This is a genomic window from Bacillus sp. ISL-46 (assembly GCF_018613205.1).
In genome coordinates, this window is record NZ_JAGGQR010000001.1 from 50312 (window position 1) to 69696 (window position 19385).

Annotated in this window: 19 protein-coding genes; 17 read left to right on the top strand and 2 right to left on the bottom strand. The window is 38.6% G+C overall.

What is annotated here, in order from left to right; genetic code table 11:
- The first annotated feature begins 486 nt into the window (after window positions 1-486).
- From J7E67_RS00200 to J7E67_RS00280, 17 genes are all read left to right on the top strand, one after another.
- Window positions 487-1677, top strand: a complete 1191-nt coding sequence (locus J7E67_RS00200) for a glycine C-acetyltransferase (RefSeq protein ID WP_214730539.1) — start codon at window positions 487-489, stop codon at window positions 1675-1677.
- A gap of 81 nt (window positions 1678-1758) precedes the next feature.
- The gene (locus J7E67_RS00205) at window positions 1759-2739 is read left to right on the top strand and encodes an L-threonine 3-dehydrogenase (protein WP_214717732.1); all 981 of its coding nucleotides are present in this window, start codon (window positions 1759-1761) and stop codon (window positions 2737-2739) included.
- A 167-nt stretch (window positions 2740-2906) separates the two neighbouring features.
- Window positions 2907-4304, top strand: coding sequence for an amino acid permease (locus J7E67_RS00210; protein ID WP_214730541.1), 1398 nt, complete (start codon window positions 2907-2909; stop codon window positions 4302-4304).
- 176 nt (window positions 4305-4480) lie between these two features.
- A complete protein-coding gene (gene sdaAB / locus J7E67_RS00215) occupies window positions 4481-5140 on the top strand; it encodes an L-serine ammonia-lyase, iron-sulfur-dependent subunit beta (RefSeq protein ID WP_214730543.1) in 660 nt (219 codons plus the stop codon).
- A 55-nt stretch (window positions 5141-5195) separates the two neighbouring features.
- Complete coding sequence (gene sdaAA / locus J7E67_RS00220; protein WP_214717737.1) at window positions 5196-6095, top strand: L-serine ammonia-lyase, iron-sulfur-dependent, subunit alpha; 900 nt, start codon at window positions 5196-5198, stop codon at window positions 6093-6095.
- Window positions 6096-6102: 7 nt separating this feature from the next.
- Entirely contained in the window at window positions 6103-6357 is a 255-nt protein-coding gene (locus J7E67_RS00225) for an SGNH/GDSL hydrolase family protein (protein WP_214730545.1), read from the top strand.
- A 579-nt stretch (window positions 6358-6936) separates the two neighbouring features.
- The gene (locus J7E67_RS00230) at window positions 6937-7851 is read left to right on the top strand and encodes a ketose-bisphosphate aldolase (RefSeq protein ID WP_214717741.1); all 915 of its coding nucleotides are present in this window, start codon (window positions 6937-6939) and stop codon (window positions 7849-7851) included.
- A 95-nt stretch (window positions 7852-7946) separates the two neighbouring features.
- Window positions 7947-8483 carry a D-lyxose/D-mannose family sugar isomerase gene (locus J7E67_RS00235; RefSeq protein ID WP_214717749.1) on the top strand — a complete coding sequence of 179 codons (537 nt, stop codon included), beginning with the start codon at window positions 7947-7949 and terminating at the stop codon, window positions 8481-8483.
- 222 nt (window positions 8484-8705) lie between these two features.
- Window positions 8706-9995 carry an ABC transporter substrate-binding protein gene (locus J7E67_RS00240; protein ID WP_214717750.1) on the top strand — a complete coding sequence of 430 codons (1290 nt, stop codon included), beginning with the start codon at window positions 8706-8708 and terminating at the stop codon, window positions 9993-9995.
- Window positions 9996-10057: 62 nt separating this feature from the next.
- Window positions 10058-11026 (top strand): carbohydrate ABC transporter permease, encoded by a 969-nt coding sequence (locus J7E67_RS00245; RefSeq protein WP_251026471.1) that lies wholly within the window; start codon window positions 10058-10060, stop codon window positions 11024-11026.
- 1 nt (window position 11027) lies between these two features.
- Window positions 11028-11852 (top strand): carbohydrate ABC transporter permease, encoded by an 825-nt coding sequence (locus J7E67_RS00250; protein ID WP_214730547.1) that lies wholly within the window; start codon window positions 11028-11030, stop codon window positions 11850-11852.
- Window positions 11849-13030 carry an ADP-dependent glucokinase/phosphofructokinase gene (locus J7E67_RS00255; RefSeq protein WP_214730549.1) on the top strand — a complete coding sequence of 394 codons (1182 nt, stop codon included), beginning with the start codon at window positions 11849-11851 and terminating at the stop codon, window positions 13028-13030. Before J7E67_RS00250 ends, J7E67_RS00255 begins: the two co-directional genes overlap by 4 nt.
- A gap of 57 nt (window positions 13031-13087) precedes the next feature.
- The gene (locus J7E67_RS00260; RefSeq protein ID WP_214730551.1) at window positions 13088-13945 is read left to right on the top strand and encodes a MurR/RpiR family transcriptional regulator; all 858 of its coding nucleotides are present in this window, start codon (window positions 13088-13090) and stop codon (window positions 13943-13945) included.
- A 30-nt stretch (window positions 13946-13975) separates the two neighbouring features.
- The gene (locus tag J7E67_RS00265; RefSeq protein ID WP_214730553.1) at window positions 13976-14500 is read left to right on the top strand and encodes a type 1 glutamine amidotransferase domain-containing protein; all 525 of its coding nucleotides are present in this window, start codon (window positions 13976-13978) and stop codon (window positions 14498-14500) included.
- Window positions 14501-14855: 355 nt separating this feature from the next.
- Entirely contained in the window at window positions 14856-15653 is a 798-nt protein-coding gene (locus J7E67_RS00270) for an EcsC family protein (RefSeq protein WP_214730554.1), read from the top strand.
- Between the two features lie 267 nt (window positions 15654-15920).
- Window positions 15921-16412, top strand: coding sequence for a CDP-diacylglycerol--serine O-phosphatidyltransferase (pssA, locus tag J7E67_RS00275; protein WP_214717757.1), 492 nt, complete (start codon window positions 15921-15923; stop codon window positions 16410-16412).
- A 208-nt stretch (window positions 16413-16620) separates the two neighbouring features.
- Window positions 16621-17937 (top strand): VTT domain-containing protein, encoded by a 1317-nt coding sequence (locus J7E67_RS00280; protein ID WP_214730556.1) that lies wholly within the window; start codon window positions 16621-16623, stop codon window positions 17935-17937.
- Window positions 17938-18057: 120 nt separating this feature from the next.
- Here the strand turns inward: J7E67_RS00280 and J7E67_RS32200 are convergent, their stop codons facing one another.
- Both J7E67_RS32200 and J7E67_RS00290 read right to left on the bottom strand, forming a co-directional pair.
- Window positions 18058-18252 (bottom strand): Spo0E family sporulation regulatory protein-aspartic acid phosphatase, encoded by a 195-nt coding sequence (locus J7E67_RS32200; protein ID WP_374223918.1) that lies wholly within the window; start codon window positions 18250-18252, stop codon window positions 18058-18060.
- Window positions 18253-18826: 574 nt separating this feature from the next.
- Window positions 18827-18964 carry a hypothetical protein gene (locus J7E67_RS00290; RefSeq protein WP_214717761.1) on the bottom strand — a complete coding sequence of 46 codons (138 nt, stop codon included), beginning with the start codon at window positions 18962-18964 and terminating at the stop codon, window positions 18827-18829.
- Between the last annotated feature and the right edge of the window lie 421 nt (window positions 18965-19385).

Sequence of the window (19385 nt, forward strand, 5' to 3'; positions counted from 1 at the left end):
GGATTAAGTTTCAGAACAAAAATCGATAAAAATGGATTAGAATAACTCGACTATTATTAAAGCATGGAAACATTCTTTTGGAAAATAAAAGCAGTAATTTCTAACCTAATAAATAAAACCCTTTATTCATCTAGGTCTCTTTAATAGCAGGACATATAGTCTGAATGATTAGTTTTTTGTAATAGTATTGACAGTTTTTCAACATAATTATAGAATTACACTGAAATATATGAATCTAGGCTTTTCTAATACGGTTGATCGAGGGATCAACTAAACCAGCTTATTATTACACTTCCCATTCCATAGCATAACATCTTGCGTTCAAAAGTAGGATTGAAAAATTTCGGGAGTAATTTTCGTGATGTAATTGTTTTTTTGCACTCATTTGAAACCGTTTCCAAATTTTTAATAATAAATTCACGATGAAACAAAACGAATAGGTGTTATGTGAAAAAACTGAAGGGTAATTTAAAAGGAGGAATTATTTTGGCAAAAAAGGTTTTAGCGGATTTCTTAACACCCCAACTGAACGAATTGCGGGAAAACGGCCTCTACAATGTCATTGATACTGTAGAAGGACCAAACGGCCCTATAGTTAGCATCAATGGCAAATCATTAATCAATATGTCATCCAATAACTATCTTGGCCTTGCCAATAATGAAAGAATGAAGCAAAAAGCGCATGAAGCAATCGAAGAGTATGGGTTAGGGGCTGGTGCGGTCCGTACAATCAATGGCACATTGACCATTCATAATGAATTAGAGAAAACAATTGCCAAGTTCAAGCATACTGAAGCTGCCATTGCCTTCCAATCTGGGTTCAATTGCAACATGGGTGCTATTTCAGCCCTGATGACAAAGAAGGATGCAATTCTCTCGGATGAATTAAACCATGCATCGATTATTGATGGGTGCAGATTGTCAGGAGCGAAAATTATTCGCGTCAAGCACCAGGACATGGACGATTTGCGTCGAGTAGCGAAAGAGACAATTGAAAGCGGTTTATACGAAAAAGTCATGTACATCACAGACGGAGTTTTTTCAATGGACGGTGATGTAGCAAAGCTTCCGGAAATCGTCGAAATTGCTGATGAGTTTGGGTTAATCACGTATGTAGATGATGCCCATGGTTCTGGTGTAATGGGTAACGGTGCTGGTACGGTTAAGCATTTTGGCCTCTCAGACCGAATTGACTTACAGATTGGGACCCTTTCAAAAGCGATTGGCGTCGTAGGCGGATATGTAGCAGGTACAAAGCAGCTGATTGACTGGCTGAAAGTCCGTGCACGTCCATTCCTATTTTCAACCTCATTGACTCCGGGAGATGCTGCCGCCTGTATCGAAGCTATCAATATCATGACCGAATCGACAGAAAAAGTTGAAAAGCTTTGGGAAAACGGAAGATACCTAAAAGAAGGCTTAAAGAACCTTGGTTTCGAAATTGGACATTCCGAAACACCAATTACCCCATGCATCATAGGAAAAGAAGATCTGACCCAATTATTTTCGCGCAGGCTGATGGAGGAAGGCGTTTATGCAAAATCAATCACCTTCCCAACAGTTCCTAGAGGTACAGGCAGGGTTAGGAATATGCCTACTGCTGCGCATACCAAGGAAATGCTTGATGAGGTTCTAGAAGTCTATGGAAAAATAGGTAAAGAATTGTCTATTATTTAAACGTTTACAATTTCACCAAGGATAACAGTGTTCTTGCTTCAGTTAAATAATGGTAAAAGAAACCTCAGGAGGTCCCGTCAAATGAAAAAAATTCTTATTACTGGCTGTCTCGGCCAAATCGGTTCGGAATTGACACACCGTCTCAGAGTAATGTACGGAACAGAAAACGTTGTTGCAACAGATATTCGCCATATCGAAGGCAATCCAGTCATCGAGGATGGTACATTTGAAATACTTGATGTTATGGATTACGAAGCAATGCTAGGCCTTTGCAAAAAATATGAAGTTGATACCCTCATGCATCTTGCAGCCCTTTTGTCGGCAGTAGGAGAAGCAAAACCAAAATTCGCATGGGACCTGAATATGGGAGGCCTGATGAACGCCCTTGAAGTTTCACGTGAGCTAAACCTGAAACTCTTTATACCGAGCTCCATCGCTGCTTTCGGACCAGGAACACCGGCAGAAATGACACCACAGGATACGGTACAAAGGCCAGCTACTATGTATGGCGTCACAAAGGTATCCGGAGAATTGCTTTGCGACTACTATTTTACTAAATACGGTGTAGACGTACGCGGAGTAAGGTTCCCTGGACTGATTTCATACAAGACTCTTCCAGGCGGGGGAACAACCGACTACGCAGTAGATATTTACTATGAAGCACTTAAGAATAAGAAATATGTATCATTCATTGGCAAAGGAACCTATATGGATATGATGTATATGCCTGATGCTATCGATGCTATCATTCAATTGATGGAGGCTGATCCTTCAAGATTGAAGCACCGCAATGCATTTAACATCACAGCCATGAGCTTTGAGCCGGAACAAATTGCTGCATCCATTAGAAAATTCATTCCTGAATTCGAAATCTCATACAATGTTGACCCTGTACGCCAAGGCATTGCAGACTCATGGCCAAATAGCCTTGATGTATCTGCTGCACGCGAGGAATGGGATTTCAATCCTCACTATAACCTGGACCGTATGACAAAAGATATGTTGGAAAACCTATCAGAGAAATTAGGCATTCCCTTTAGGGAGCTTGCACTAGCCTATTAATTATTACCTTCCTTTCCCAAAACTATTTTATGAAATCTGGGGTAAAGGAAAGCGCTCTCTTCTATAAAAACTATTATAATTCATCTGTGAAAAAAAGACAAATGTATTTTCCAGATGGACTATTTCAAGTATATTTGAAATTTGACAATAAAGAGGGGGAAATTTAAATGGCAAACAAGGAATTGAATAGGGGTTTAAGTTCACGCCATATTCAGATGATTGCGTTGGGCGGAACGATTGGTGTAGGTCTATTTATGGGGTCTTCCAGCACGATAGGCTGGACGGGGCCATCCGTAATGCTTGCTTATGCAATTACAGGAATATTTCTATATTTGATTATGCGCGCCATGGGCGAAATGCTCTATTTGGAACCAAGTACAGGTTCATTCGCAACATTTGGCTATAAGTATATCCATCCAATAGCGGGATATATGACTGCCTGGAGTAACTGGTTCCAGTGGGTAGTTGTCGGCATGGCGGAAGTTATCGCGATCGGCACATATATGCATTATTGGTATCCAGATCTTCCTGGGTGGATTCCAGGCCTTATCGCAATGGTTATCCTTGGGGCAGCAAACTTTATTTCTGTTAAATCATTTGGTGAATTCGAATTTTGGTTTGCTTTGATTAAAGTAGTTACGATTGTATTGATGATTATTGCAGGTTTCGGCCTGATTTTCTTCGGCATTGGCAACGGAGGAGAATCGATCGGCCTATCAAACCTCTGGAAAAATGGCGGCTTCTTTACTGGCGGAGTTAAAGGGTTCCTCTTTGCCCTATCACTCGTTGTGGGTGCTTATCAAGGTGTAGAGCTTATCGGTATTACAGCTGGTGAAGCGAAAGATCCTCAGAAAACAATAAGGAACGCGATTCAAAGTACAATTTGGCGTATCCTCGTTTTCTATATTGGCGCAATTTTTGTTATTGTCACAGTTTATCCTTGGGATCAATTGACTTCTATCGGAAGCCCGTTCGTAGCAACTTTTGCAAAAATCGGTATTACAGCTGCAGCTGGAATCATTAACTTTGTGGTTATCACTGCTGCATTGTCTGGCTGCAACAGCGGTATCTACAGCGCAGGGCGCATGCTTTATACTCTTGGAGTCAATGGACAAGCTCCAAAAGCATTTGCGAAGGTTTCAAGTAACGGGGTGCCTTTATTCGGTACAATTGGCGTACTGATCGGCCTTGGCTTTGGCGTTGTTTTAAGTTATATTGCACCGGAAAAACTGTTTGTGTACGTCTATGCTTCAAGTGTTCTTCCTGGGATGGTTCCTTGGTTTGTCATTCTGATCAGCCAAATCAAGTTCAGGAAAGTCCATGCTGCAAAAATGGCCGCCCATCCATTCAAAATGCCTTTTGCGCCTGTCACTAACTATCTGACAATTGGCTATCTGGTAGCGGTGCTTATTGGTATGTGGTTCAATGAGGACACTCGTGTATCGCTGATTGCGGGTATTGTGTTCCTGGCTATTGTGGTAATCAGCTTTTATGCTTTCGGAATAAACAAGCGTGTACCTGCGGATCTTCAAGAAGAGGATCTGACAAATAGGAAAGCGATCTAAACTCCTGACTGTTTGATTGTGGGAGAAACGGAAGGGTATAAGGAAGCTGTTAATATAAGAAGCAATAAATAGGGACAGTTTTCATAAATTGCCCCTATTTATTGTTGGCTGCATGCTAAGAAAACCAACGGAACATCTATGTAGAGAATCTTAATTATAGAACTCAGGTGAAAACAATGAAGTATCGATCAGCATTTGAAATCATTGGTCCGATTATGATTGGGCCTTCCAGTTCACATACAGCTGGTGCAGTCCGGATTGGCCGCGTTGCCCGAACCCTATTCGAGGGCCAGCCGAAAAAGGCTGTTCTCTCGCTATACGGCTCATTTGCAAAAACGTATAAAGGACATGGAACAGACTTGGCTCTTGTGGCGGGCTTATTGGAATTTGATACGTTCGACGAGCGGATACCCGACACATTGGATATAGCGGAACAATTGGGTATGGAGGTCATCTTTCAAGAGGAAGAGGCCATTACAGAACATCCAAACACAGTAAAGATTAATCTTTTTGATGAAGATAAAGAGTTGGAGATTATCGGCATCTCCATTGGCGGAGGAACCATTGAAATAACTGAAATCAATTCGTTCAAACTAAAATTATCGGGTGACCCTGCAATACTGGTCATTCATAATGACCGTTTTGGAGTAATCAGCTCTGTAACATCCATTCTTTCGCAAAATAAAATAAACATCAGTCATATGGAAGTGTCTAGGAGAGATAAAGGCGACATGGCAATCATGGTAATTGAGTTCGATGAAAAGATAGATGACCAGGTGATCAACGGGGTGCAAAAGCTGGATAATGTTATAAGTGTAATCCGTATGGTTGTATAGGTAGGTGTTTTCGGGCACGAACATAAATTAATAGAAGACAGCAGGGGGAAATCCTATGTTTCGTAATGTAGCTGAACTTGTTTCGCTGGCGGAACAACGACAGGTTAAAATAGCCGAAATTATGATTAGGCAGGAAATAGAAGTTACTGGCCTTTCCCGTGAAGATGTGATTGCCAAAATGGATCAGAACCTGACGGTAATGGAACGGGCTATCGAACGGGGCTTAAATGGAGTAAAATCACGCACAGGACTCACAGGCGGAGATGCAGTATTGCTGCAAAACTATATTCAGAGCGGAAAGTCCCTTTCGGGCACATTGCTGTTGGATGCGGTGAGCAAGGCGGTTGCCACGAATGAAGTCAATGCAGCAATGGGCATCATTTGTGCCACGCCAACTGCTGGTTCGGCCGGGGTTGTCCCGGGTACATTATTTGCGGTTAAGAATAAACTCAATCCAACTAGGCAGGAAATGATTGAATTTTTATTTACGGCAGCGGCGTTTGGATTTGTCGTTGCAAACAATGCGTCCATCTCAGGGGCTGCAGGCGGTTGCCAGGCAGAGGTAGGTTCGGCTTCAGGTATGGCAGCAGCCGCAATCGTTGAAATGGCCGGCGGTACGCCTAAGCAATCAGCAGAAGCGATGGCCATCACCTTAAAAAATATGCTGGGTCTTGTTTGCGACCCGGTTGCCGGCCTCGTTGAGGTGCCTTGCGTGAAACGGAATGCAATGGGCGCATCGAATGCTTTGACAGCAGCCGATATGGCCCTTGCCGGAATAACCAGCAGGATTCCATGTGACGAAGTCATTGGAGCCATGTATGCAATTGGACAGTCAATGCCGGCTTCTTTAAGGGAAACAGCCGAAGGCGGACTAGCGGCTACCCCGACCGGACGTAGACTAGAAGCGGAAATCTTTGGCCAGCCTAAAGTAAAACTGATTGATTATTTAGTATAACTATGTCATGGGTTATTACAATACCTTCCCTTATTTGCCTGCGGAGCAACAGGCCGGGCTGCTGCCATTGTTGTTTGCGTTTAATAGTAAAATCGACACGCTATCCAAAGCCAATCACGATACGTATGTGCCGACTTACAATGTGATTGCATCAAACTATCCATTGTATCTTCCAAATCCATTTGACATTCATCTAAGTCTAGCAGGCTATCAAGTTGTTGCCGACCAGTTCTGGAAAGTAATTGATCCTACCTTACCATAGGGGAACTAACGACAACCACAACAATCAATTTCAACGATAAAAAGCAATAAAGTAACCGCCCATCCATCTGGATTGGGCGGTTACTTTTTTTACTTCTGATGGTCCGCATGTTTATTACCACAGCGTGAATTCTACTTCTAGCTCCCCATTAATGGGCTTTTTGAGAAAGAAATTTACCTAATTATCCCTTGAAATTTTCCGGAAACAATTTTCAGTCAAATAAAAATAATTGAAAAATTTAAAAAATACTTGATTTATTAAACGCAGGGCTTTATATTGAATTTAAGAAATTTAATTTCTTCAAAATAAATTACAGGAAATTTTATTTCATGATTTGAAGAAACTATTTTTTATTATTAATTCTGTAAAAGTTTAGAAAACCCTGCTTTTCAAAAAAAGTAAGAAAATCATTAACCGGTTGACGAAAGGGAGGGAATTATTAATCAACTAGAGGAAAAAATTTTTTACCAGATTCATAGATGTAAAAATATGTCTGCACAAATTTTCTACTAAAAGTAAGCGTCTACATTTTTTGGTTTAAAACTTATGCTTTTAAATAAAAAGGAGATGTGTTCTTATATGTTGATAACAATGAAAGAATTACTTACTGTGGCTAAAGAAAATAAATTTGCGGTGGGAGCGTTTAATGTTTGTGATAGTTCATTTTTACGTGCAGTAGTCGAAGAGGCGGAAAAAGTGAATTCTCCAGCTATCATTGCCATCCATCCATCGGAATTAGAGTTTTTGACAGACGAATTTTTCTCTTATGTGAAGCATCGGGTTTATGAAAGTAGAGTACCATTTGTCATCCATTTGGATCATGGCGGTTCAATTGAAGAAATCCTGAGAGCAATTCGCTGCGGCTTTACGTCGGTAATGATTGATGGATCCCTGCTCCCATATGAAGAAAACGTTGCACTAACGAAGAAAGCAACCGAAATCGCACATGCAGTTGGGGTATCGATAGAAGGGGAATTAGGGACGATCGGAAGCACGGGGAATTCAGTAGAAGGCGGCGTAACAAAGGTTACTTACACAGATCCTGCACAAGCTGAAGATTTTGTTGCCCGTACAGGTGTTGATACTCTGGCCGTAGCAATTGGTACAGCGCATGGTATTTATCCAAAGGATATCAAACCAGAATTGCAAATGGATATTTTAAAAGAAATCAATGAACTTGTTGATATTCCATTAGTCCTTCATGGTGGTTCTTCTAACCCAGACAATGAAATTTCCCAATCCGTGCAACTGGGTGTTAGTAAAATAAATATTTCTAGTGATATGAAGTATGCCTATTTTACAAAAGCACGTGAAATTTTAAGCACGACTGAATACTGGGATCCAAACGTAATCTACCCAGAATGCATTAACGAAGCCAAAAAAGTGATTAACTATAAGATGCACCTCTTCAATTCCGTTGGAAAAGCTGAATTATATCAACAGCAACCAGCAGCCCAAAAAGCAGAACCAGTTGTAAGTGGCATCAGATATTAATTCATAGTAATCCCAACTAGAATTCTTCTTAATAAACCTTCATCTTCTGTCCTTCAGCATGAAATAAAAGATATAAAGGAAAGGAATTTCTTTATATGAAAATACCTCAATTAAAAAATTATAATGCCATGGTTGAAAATATGTTTGCAAAAGCTGGGATTGTTTTGACTACAGATGAGAAGGAATCCATTGAAATTGCGGATTTTGGCTTAAATGATCTTGAAACAACCGGCTTACAACTTATCACGTATGTAAATAACGAGCGGTATTGTGCGAAGGAATTGGTTTTATTCCCGAATCAAACTTGTCCTGAACACCGGCATCCTCCTCGGGCAGATGGAAATCCTGGAAAGTTGGAAACCTTCCGCTGCCGGAAAGGTACTGTATATTTATATGTAGAAGGAGAGGCTACTGAGCTACCCCTCACGTCTCCTCCCGAAATTGATAGAAAATACTATACAGTCTTCCATGAAATTGTTCTCCTTGAAGGCGAGCAATATACAATACCCGAAAACACCAAACATTGGTTCCAGGCTGCTGAAGAAGGCGCAATCATTTCTGAGTTTTCTTCAAATAGTGAAGATGAATCTGATATTTTCACAGATCCTCGAATCATACGCGTTCAAGAATAATGGCAACGAGGAGAAGAATAGTTTTCGTCCTGTTCTTCTCCTATCTTTTAACAAAAAAAATAGGTGAAATTGAAGAGAAATTTATTTTCATAATACTTGTAAGCGTATTCATACCTTTTGCAATTAATCTATCATTTACTTAGAACAAAGGTAGGAACACCTGCCTTCATGCAGGTATGTTACAAAACATAAACCAAATTTATATATTTATGGAGGGAAACCATGAGAAGGCTTTTCGTTCTTTTCTTAGTATGTATGATGGTCATTTTGTCAGCCTGTAGTTCCAATCAGTCATCGACAGGTAGTAATGGTAAAGAGAATGATAGTAATGTAACGACTATTAATTTCGCGGCAATTAAAACATTCGGTGTGGATTCTTGGAGCGAGTTGATTAAGAAATTTGAGGCGGAAAATCCAGATATTAAAGTTAAATTAACGCAAATGCCAGCTCCTGCAAAAAGCACAGAAATTCATCAATACTTAGTAACTGCCTTCCAATCTGGCCAAAGTGATATTGATGTCTTTACTGGAGACGTTGTCTGGGTACCAGAGTTTGCAGCAGCAGGATGGACAGAGCCGATGGATCAATATGTAAACAAGGATGAGTACTATCCTGGTGTTATTGATGCACTAACTTATGATGGTAAATTATCTGCGATGCCATGGTATGTAGATGGCGGGATGCTTTATTACCGCAAGGATCTTTTGGAGAAATATAACAAGCCTGTTCCGACCACTTGGGATGAACTGATTAAAACGTCTGAGGAAATCAAAAGCAAAGAAAATAATGACAAGCTAAACCAATTTGTATGGCAAGGCAAGCAAGCAGAAGTTCTTGTCTGTGACTTTGTAGAATTCTTAGGGAGTGCAGGAGGATCCATTCTAGATAGCAATGGAAAATCAGCTGCAAGCAGCCCAGAATTTTTGAAAACACTAGAGTTTATGAAAAAGATGACAGACGATAAGATTTCTCCTAAGTCCGTGTTGACGTTTGACGAAGAACCAAGCCGTACCGTTTTCACAGATGGAAATGCCATTTTCCATAGAAACTGGTCCTATGTTTGGAGTGTTGCACAAGATCCAAAGCAATCGAAAGTGGTTGATAAAGTTGGTGTTGCTCCACTTCCTTCCTTTGATGGAAAAAGCAGTGCTTCTACTATGGGCGGATATCAATTCATGGTTTCTAAGAGCTCTAAAAAGAAAGAAGCAGCTGTCAAATTTGCACAATTCTTATCTAGTGAAGAAAGTCAATTGTACTATGCAAAGGAACTTGCCTTCAGCCCAACAAGACCAAATGTCTTAAAGGACAGCGAATTGCAAAAGAAAAACCCGTTCTTAACCGGCTTAGACAAAGTATTCCAAGGTACGACTGCCCGTCCTGTTAGCCCTGATTACCCTAAATTGTCGTTAGTCCTTCAATCGAATATCTCGGGTGTTCTTTCCGGCATGATCAAAGAAAAAAATGCGGCAAAACAGATTGATAATGAGTTGAAAAAGATTACGAATCAATAAATTTTCTGAAGGCACAAACTTAGTATCGTTTGTGCCTTAAACGTATAAGAGGTGAATGGATTATGGAAAAAGTAGAAAAGCAGGTCATTGGGAGCACCAATGCCCATTTATTACTAGCAAGAAAAAAGAATGTCAAAAAGATATTCAATAAACCCATGATGATCGGTTATTTATTTTTACTGCCATCTCTATTGATTCTTTGTATCGTCGGTATTTATCCTTTGATTCAAACCATCTATTTAAGCTTTTTCGATGTTTCCTTTACTAAGCAAGGTTCCAGTTTTGTGGGACTGGAGAATTACCGGAATTTGTTAAGTGATATTTGGTTCAAAGTGGCTTATAAAAACACGTGGGTTTTTACCGCATTTTCTGTTTTGTTGGAGACGATATTCGGTCTTTTCATTGCCTTGGTCCTTAATAAAAATTTTAAGGGAAGAGGTTTGGTGCGAGCCTGTGTATTAATTCCATGGGCGATTCCAACTGTTGTTTCGGCCAGGATGTGGGAATGGATTTTTAATGCGGAGTATGGGATTTTAAATTTCTTATTAATGAAGGTCGGAATCATTGATGCCAATATTAATTGGCTTGGAGAAACCTCGACAGCTATGTCAGCTGCGATTTTTTCAGATGTTTGGAAAACAACTCCATTTATGGCGTTAATCATATTAGCTGGTTTACAAGGAATATCATCAAGTTTATATGAAGCGGCAGACATTGATGGTGCGAATAAATGGAAGCAATTCTTTCATATTACGTTTCCATTATTAATTCCTTCTATTATGATTGCTGTTTTACTAAGATCATTAGACGCTTTCCGTGTATTTGATTTGATTTTTGTGTTAACGGGAGGCGGACCGGCGAATTCGACCGAAGTGCTTTCTTCGTACGCCTATAAGACCACCTTCTCCGCAGCTCAGGTGAGTTATGGTGCAGCGATGTCGTCGTTAATGGCGGTATCTGTTTTCATCTTAGCGATGGTTCTCCTATTCTTTATGAATCAATCATCCAAAAAAATTGAAGGAGGAAAGTAAGATGAAAGGAATGCTCAAGCGATCTACCATTGTCATACTTGCGTCTTTCATCGTCGTGTTTCAAGTAGCACCTTTCTTTTGGCAGATCGTTACTTCTTTAAAAATGGACAAAGATTTATCATCCTTGCCGCCAATATTTCCAAACGAAGTCACCTGGCTTCATTATCAAAATATCTTTCAAAATACCGATTTTTATAAATACATCTTGAATAGTTCGCTCATTGCTGTCGTAGTGACACTGCTTTGCTTGTTCCTGGGAAGTTTGGCTGCCTATTCACTAGCTAGATTGCCGATTAAAGGGAAGGGTTTTATTTTACTTTTATTTCTATCGACGTCGATGTTTCCACAAATCGCGGTGGTGACCCCTCTTTATAATCTCATTAAACAATTGGGATTATATAACACGCATGCGGGATTAGTTCTATCGTATATGCTGTTTGGACTGCCATTAAGTGTGTTACTGCTGTACGGATTTTTCAGGAATATCCCTTATGAAATTGAAGAGGCAGCGTATATGGATGGGTGCGGATACTTTCGAACGTACTGGCAGGTGTGTCTGCCGTTAATGGCCCCAGGCCTGGTTACTGCTGGATTGTTAGTGTTTATCTCATCATGGAATGAATTTTTATTTGCGATTACGTTTACCAATAATATTGATGCCCAGACCATTCCTGTTGGCATTGCTATGTTGCCGCAAATGTTCTTTGTCCCTTGGGGAGATACAGCAGCAACATCTATTCTTGTAACCTTGCCGTTAATCATCCTTGTGTTGATTTTTGAGAAAAAACTTACAAAAGGCATCATGGGAGGAGCGGTGAAAGGATGACAACCATTGCCACTGGATTTACAGCCAATATAGATTTATTAGCAAAAATCACACCAGAGTTTTACAATGAAATCAGAGGAAATGCCGACAAAACTCCAAAGTCCGTTATTGACACGTGGGATGAGTTTTGTACGGTGATTGACTGGAATATCAAGAGAGGCAGCGGAGCCGAATATATCGTGTCGAATCGGGAAATTCTTGCCCGTTTAGAAAAAAAGTTAAATTGGACGAAGGCAATCGGTGGAACTGGCTTGCAAGCAGGTTGTGCAGCAAGTTGTGCAGGGTATAGGGCACTGGTAAATATTCCAATCCAATCCAAAGAGTTGTCAGATTTGGTTTCGGAACATCAGGAGTTGATCCTTTTATCAGATCTTGAAGGGGATGTGCCGAGGCATTATATAGTAGAATATGAGAATGGAGATTCTTCCAACCGAATCATTTTCCGAAAGCAGGATGAATTTTCGGCTGATATTATCGCGAAAAGATTTCTGGAACGTCTGGAAATCAATCAAGATGATATTAGCTGGTTGTTGATCTCTGGATACAATGCCTTTGATCGAAGCGAAGACATTGACTTGTTTTTACAGAATACCGTTTCTATATTGGCGTCATTAGGACCTAGGAAACCTAAAGTCCACCTTGAACTCGCTTCGATCTGGTCAATGGCTGAACAGTGGAAGATTATTCGAACCCTTGGAGGCTATGTTGATAGTATCGGTGTCAATGAAGATGAATATCAGGAATTAATTGGAGGGAACAAACCTCTATTAAGTTATGACGATGCTGATTTATTAAAAACCATTAACGATGCCTGTAAGTATCTAAGTGTTGCTAATTTTATTTTGCATACCAAACAATTCTCATTAATTAAATCGGATTTATATGATACCTCTCTCTGGAGGAAAGCGTTAGAAAATGGTAACTTGTTAGCGTTTTCGCGAGCGGTAAAGGGGAAAATTTGTGATCAAGAGACGATGAAACAAGTATCGTTACGATCAGGTCTTCACCCAAGAGGAGAAAAGTTGCAGAAATTAACAAAAGGCCAAAAAGATATCACCATCATTCCAGCCTATAGGGGAGAAACTGTTAGTACGATTGGTTTAGGGGATACATTTACAGCTGGATTATTAGCGGAAGCACCAGTAGAATTTCTGCCGATGAGTAAACTACGTTTATAAATATTGGATGAAAAGATGGTTTGAAAAAAATGAAAATGTTAAAGGATGAATGGTAGTATGACTTCCGTTAAAGAAAATAATTTATTAAATACGGTAAAAAGTTTATATCCAACCTTGCATGATGCGGAAAAAAAGGTTGCAGAATATGTGATTAAAGAGTATTTTAATGTGATCGATATGAATGTGGCCGAGCTGTCTGAGAAGTGTAATGTAAGTGAAGCGACGATTGTTAGATTTTGCAAAAGAATTGGACTAAAGGGCTTTCACCATTTTAAAATTCAACTGGCAAGAGAAATTACGAATCCAGAGAAAACATCTCATTCTCCAACGATTCATTTGAATAATATTGCAGAATCGATTCGAAATATTTTTGCCTATAAAATTGATGAACTCAAACAAACTGCCTCATTTCTAGACCCGGATGCGGTACAAAAGTGCTTGGATGTAATTAGTGGATGCAGCCTAGTTCAATTTGTGGCGGCAGGTAATTCGCTTCCAGCAGCACTCGATGGTGCCTATAAATTTAATCAAATTGGAATTCGCTCGATTATTAATAGCACACCAGAAATGCAGGTTTCACTTGCCCATTCATTGACAGAAAAAGACGTAGTTATTGGCATCTCAAACTCAGGGGACTCTAAATTATTGCTTGATATCTTTGAAATTGCCAAAAAAAGAAAGGCAACCACGATTTGTATTACGAACCATATTAAATCCCCGCTTTCGCAATTAGCGGATATTCAGTTAATAAGTATTACGAATGAGAAATTGTTCTTTAAAGAATTTAGCTTTACTAGAGTGCCAGCCATTTCAGTGATTGATACGCTGTTTTTACTATTATCTAGAATAAACTTTGATCGTTCGTTTCAATCCATCAGCGACCGCGAACAAGCATTATCCGATTACAAGCATTAATACTCCCTAATTTGAAAGGAACATAAACCCATGCGATTAGAAGGAAAGAAAGTAATAAGTCTCGTTCATAATGATTTTGAAGATTTAGAGTTATGGTACCCGATTCTCAGACTTCAGGAAGAGGGGGCAATTGTCCATCTTGCCGGAGAAAAAGCAAAGGAAAAATATGTTGGTAAATACGGCGTACCTGCGATCTCCGATTTTGCCTATGGTGAGGTTAGCGCTAAAGACTATGATGCTATCTTAGTTCCAGGAGGATGGGCGCCAGATAAAATCCGACGCTTCCCTGAAGTCCTTTCTCTGCTTCAGCAGATGAATACGGATGAAAAGCCAATCGGACAAATTTGCCACGCAGGCTGGGTACTAGTTTCTGCAAAAATCCTTGATGGAAAAAAAGTAACCAGTACTCCTGGTATTAAAGATGATATGGAAAATGCAGGCGCGATTTGGTATGACGAACCCGTTGTAACGGACGGTCACCTTGTGTCCAGTCGTCGTCCGCCGGATCTGCCCGACTATCTACGGGAATTTATTAATGTGTTAGAACAGAAATAGTAATAGAAGGGAGATAGCGAGCAATAACTCGCTGTCTTTTTTTGATTCCGTGCCTTGTCATGCCCCGAACATGGGGTCAGACGTCCTCCTTTTTTCCGAGGACACGGGAACGATTAACCCCTAATCGTTCCCACGGATTGCTTTTTTCTATGATTACGGGAAGAATAACTTTGCTAATTGATTTTTCTCGCGGAAATATTGTATTTTTCTAATGGGAAGAGAAGATGATGGTGTTTATACCTCGACCGACCAAACCACAAACTATGAAACCTTTCCATTGATCATACGTATGTTTTATTAATGAGAATAAGGGTAATTTTGTAGAAAATAAACAAACGAGGGTGACTCAAAATACATGGAAACAAGAGATGAATTATTGAAAGAACTAACTGTTATTGAGAAGTGGGAAAATGGCCAAAGCGATTTGTGGATTTGGGATCGCCTGGGACGACTGCCATTTAAGATTCTCGATAAAATCACTCCTCAATTCATCCACAATAAAGTGGGGAAATTACTAGAAGAGGTCGGTAATTATATTCAGACCGGCGGCAGCTATTTAATTAAAGAAGATAAACTATTTGATAAAATTGAAAAAGAGACAGGTAAGCCGATTAACCAAATAGCTGATATCAAGGAGATCCCTTTAAATGCCATGAATAAGATAAGCGAAGAGCTGACCGGTCAACGAAAGAAGTTTGCGACGATCCAAGGAGCGAGCACTGGAATCGGCGGGATTTTTACCCTTGCGATCGATGTCCCGGCTTTAATGGGCATTTCATTAAAAACACTGCAGGAAATTGCGATCATCCACGGTTATGATCCTAATGAAAAAAGCGAACGAATTTTTATAATTAAATGCCTGCAGTTTTCCTCAGCCGATATTGTCGGCAAACGTGCGATTTTGAATGAGCTTTCCAGCTATTATCAACAGGGGAGCGGTTCAGGTGAAATGATGTCGCAGCTGCAAGGCTGGCGCGAGGTTGTTTATACATACAGAGACCAGTTTGGGTGGAAGAAGCTGTTTCAAATGGTCCCTATTGCTGGGATGATTTTTGGTGCATTTACAAACAGGTCAATGATTAATGACCTAGCGGAGACTGGGATTATGCTTTATCGGAAAAGAAGGATTCTTGAGAGATTGGAACAGAAATAGTTTCCATCTTGATTGGGAGTAAGTTTGTTAGTAAAAGAGACAGTATTTTTTGAAGGGATTTACTTTTCTAATCGTAAAACTGACAATAGCACCGCAAAATGCGGTGCTATTTGTCATTTTTAGATAAAAAGGCTCAGTTACGATAAAAATTTTGTGCAGGGAGAACAAGTTTTTTTCATTTTAAAACTTGTTTTTAAGAATAACGGAGGAATATATAGAAAATGCTACTTAAATGGGGAAGATTGGTCATCGTTAGGGGGGGCTACCTTGTTTAATCATATGGTAAAGGCTATACCTAATTTATTTACGATTGGAAATTTATTGTGCGGTGTTCTTTCAATTACCTCTAATATGAGTGGGTTTTTTGAACTAGCCTCCATTTTTATTTTCTTATCGGCTGTTTTAGATCTTCTTGACGGAAGAATTGCGAGAAAATTAAAAGTGAATAGTGAATTTGGCGTAGAATTAGATTCTTTAGCTGATATTGTAAGCTTCGGAGTTGCTCCTGCACTTCTATTTCATTCGATAGCAGCGCCATCCATTTTAACTTCATTGGCATTTATCCTTTTCCCGACGATGGGGGCATTAAGATTAGCTAAATTTAGTGTTAAACCAACCATTGGGTATTTTAAAGGATTACCTATTCCAGCTGCGGGATTGCCATTGGCTGGTATGGGATTATTTTTATATAGCAATGCATGGATCACTTTAATCCTTGCTCTCTTAATGGTGAGTCCAATTAGGGTTAAAAAACTTTAATTTTATTATCCAATGTAAAAAAGCTAGTAACCTTTTCATAAAGGCAATAGCTTTTTTATTTTATCCATTATCCTTTTTGTTCTCTTAATACAAGATTAATAATTCATTAAGATGGAAAATGAAATCATTTATCGTGCTACATTGTATTTAGAACTAGAGTTGAAGGATTATTTATTTTAGTGTTTTTATAAATAACGGAGGCATTTATATGTCATACTTAATCACTTTATTTGAACAGCACAGTTATCTGATTCTATTTTTAGGAATCTTTTTAGAACTTATGGCCCTACCTATTTCAGGCGAATTTCTAATGAGCTACGCCGGGTATTTTGTATTTAAGGGAAAAATGAATTATCTTTTGGCTCTCATGACAGTCTTTGTTTCAGGAGGGGCGGGAATTACTGTAACCTATTGGATTGGAAAGGCAGGGGGCTATAAACTTATCGAAAAATACGGGAAATATATCCACCTAGGACCAGAAAGATATAAAAAAACATCTGCTTGGTTTGAACGTTCAGGTAGTAAATTGCTGGTCTTTGCCTATTTCATTCCCGGGATTAGGCATTTCACTGGTTATATTTCGGGGATTTCTAGAATGCCATTTCGAAAATTTTTGATCCCTGGATATATCGGTTCATTTTTATGGGGATTCTGTTTTATTACATTAGGAAAAGTTTTGGGACCTCGCTGGGGGGCTTTCCATCATGCAGCAAGTAAATATTTTCTAATTTTTATTATTGTTATAGCCGTATTTCTAGCAGGATATTTGGTCTATCGATTTAATAAAAATCAAATTAAAACATTTTTTATTAGTTTGTCAACATGGTTAATTAATCGACTAAAAACCATAAGAAAAACAGAGATCTTTCTTATTTTTCTCACTTTAGTTTTAATTGGTATGGTGACCTTGATGCTGGGAATGGCTCAAGACTATTTATTTAATGAGTTTACTCAGTTTAATGAACTAGCTGAATATATGGTTAAGTCTGCTATTTATATGAGTTGGATGAAAGGGTTTCTATTATTTCAATCTCCATATGCAATTGGTGCAATTATCGGCATAACCACCATCCGTATTTGGAGAAAAGGGAAGAACAGGATGCTAGAGTATCTTCTTCTTATCGTATCAATTTTAGGAGCTAGGTTGTTTCATGAATCCATCAAGCAGATTTTTTCCTATCTTCAATCATTAGGGTTTGTAGGAAAATTACACTCAGATAATTTTCCAGATATCAGTTCCACTTTAACAATCATTATTTATGGGACATGCATATTTTTACTTGTCCGTCATCCAAAAAAGACTATTACGCCAGTATTTGGCCTTTTATTTACTTTAGTTTTATTAATGGGGTTAACCATAGCGAATATTGCATCCACCGAAATACTCCCGAGTGATATTGTTGGGGGCTATGTTTATGGCTGTGTCTGGGTATTTTTTAACTTCTTGTTTTTTGAAATGATACGAATTGTATTGGAAAAAATAAAAATGAAAATGAATACATTTAAAGTCAGCATGGTTAAATAAAGGTTATAAATCATTTTTTTTCATCTTTTTTAATTTCCATGGCTGTTGATTTATTTCAACAGATAAAAACCCCCTTACCTAGTTGCAGATAAGGGGGTTTTTGTTTGTTTCATGCCATTCCTAGTTCATTAGATTTACGGTTTTTTCCTCAAAGTATTTATTCATAAGTATATTAAGTCTGATTGAAAGTGTAATGTATTCGGAACTGCTTGGGCCTATTTGATTATATATTTCGCTTAGTTTCGTTTTAAGAGTAACTATTTCCTGTAAAAGTTCCATGTTTTCAATTTGAGCAGATTCGATTGCTTCCATCATACACCTCGTAAAATAATATTTTTTTCCAACAATGGTTTGGAAGGCATGATGACTTGATTCCTTATTCTTCGTCTTCTAATGATAATACGATTCCAATCCCATTCTGATAGTAACATAATGGATTTTTCATGTGAACAGGGAATGAAATAGTAAAAATATTTGAAAAAAGGTAAATAATATTGGTATATCAAGTGTTCTCCAATAGCAATTTCTAACCGCTTGAAAATAAACATATACGGAAATTATCGGATTACGATTAACTGCGAACAAGTTATATTGTAATAACATCAAAAATTAAAATAAAAATATTTTAAAGATTAAAAATAAATTAGATGAGGTATGGTTAAAGTTTCTTAACAAAAAAATATCCGGCAAGATGCCGGATCAACAAAATATATTAAAAGGGGGTCATGAAAAAGAAAAAGTTAAATGTTGTCCTCTTCATGTATTAATCGTACTACTTAATCATGAACAAACTATGAATAAACCGTTTAGATTTTATTAAAAAAGTTAAATTCAAACCTATTTATTGGAATTATAGGTTAAATAACTTTGGGCTCTGCCTACTAGATCGTTAGATACCGTTTGCTAGGATTGTTACAAATGCGCTTAGTAGAACAGTTCCTATGGCTATAAAACTATAAGTAAGGTTCTTTTTGCGCTTTTTCTTTTCCAGCATTTCCTCTGTGGTGAGCCAGTAATTTTTTGACATCTATTTTACTCCTTTATGCCATTATAAAAATTCACTAAATTCCTGATGTTTATCTGTTTTTTCAAAATGATATTATACTATAATTTTTAAAAGATGGAAAGTGAATTTTAGGTAGTGAATTTATGGATGCTGATGGGTAAATTCTTATTCTAGTCAATAAATGTGATCCTTGGATTGGTGTACACGACCTTATGTGAATAAGAGGGGGTTCACTTTGTCATATCCATGGCTCAGCAGCTTCATTGGCAGGCATCCCTTTAGTTTTTTACATAAGAATCGGTGGGTAATTCGCCTAATTTATAGGTAAAATAAGCTCCCATATTTTCTTTTAGCATAGTATGCAAAAGAAAGTAGGTGAAAACATGACATTAGGTTCACAAGGTATGATGTCATTTCCAGGAATGGGAATGGGCGGTTTTCC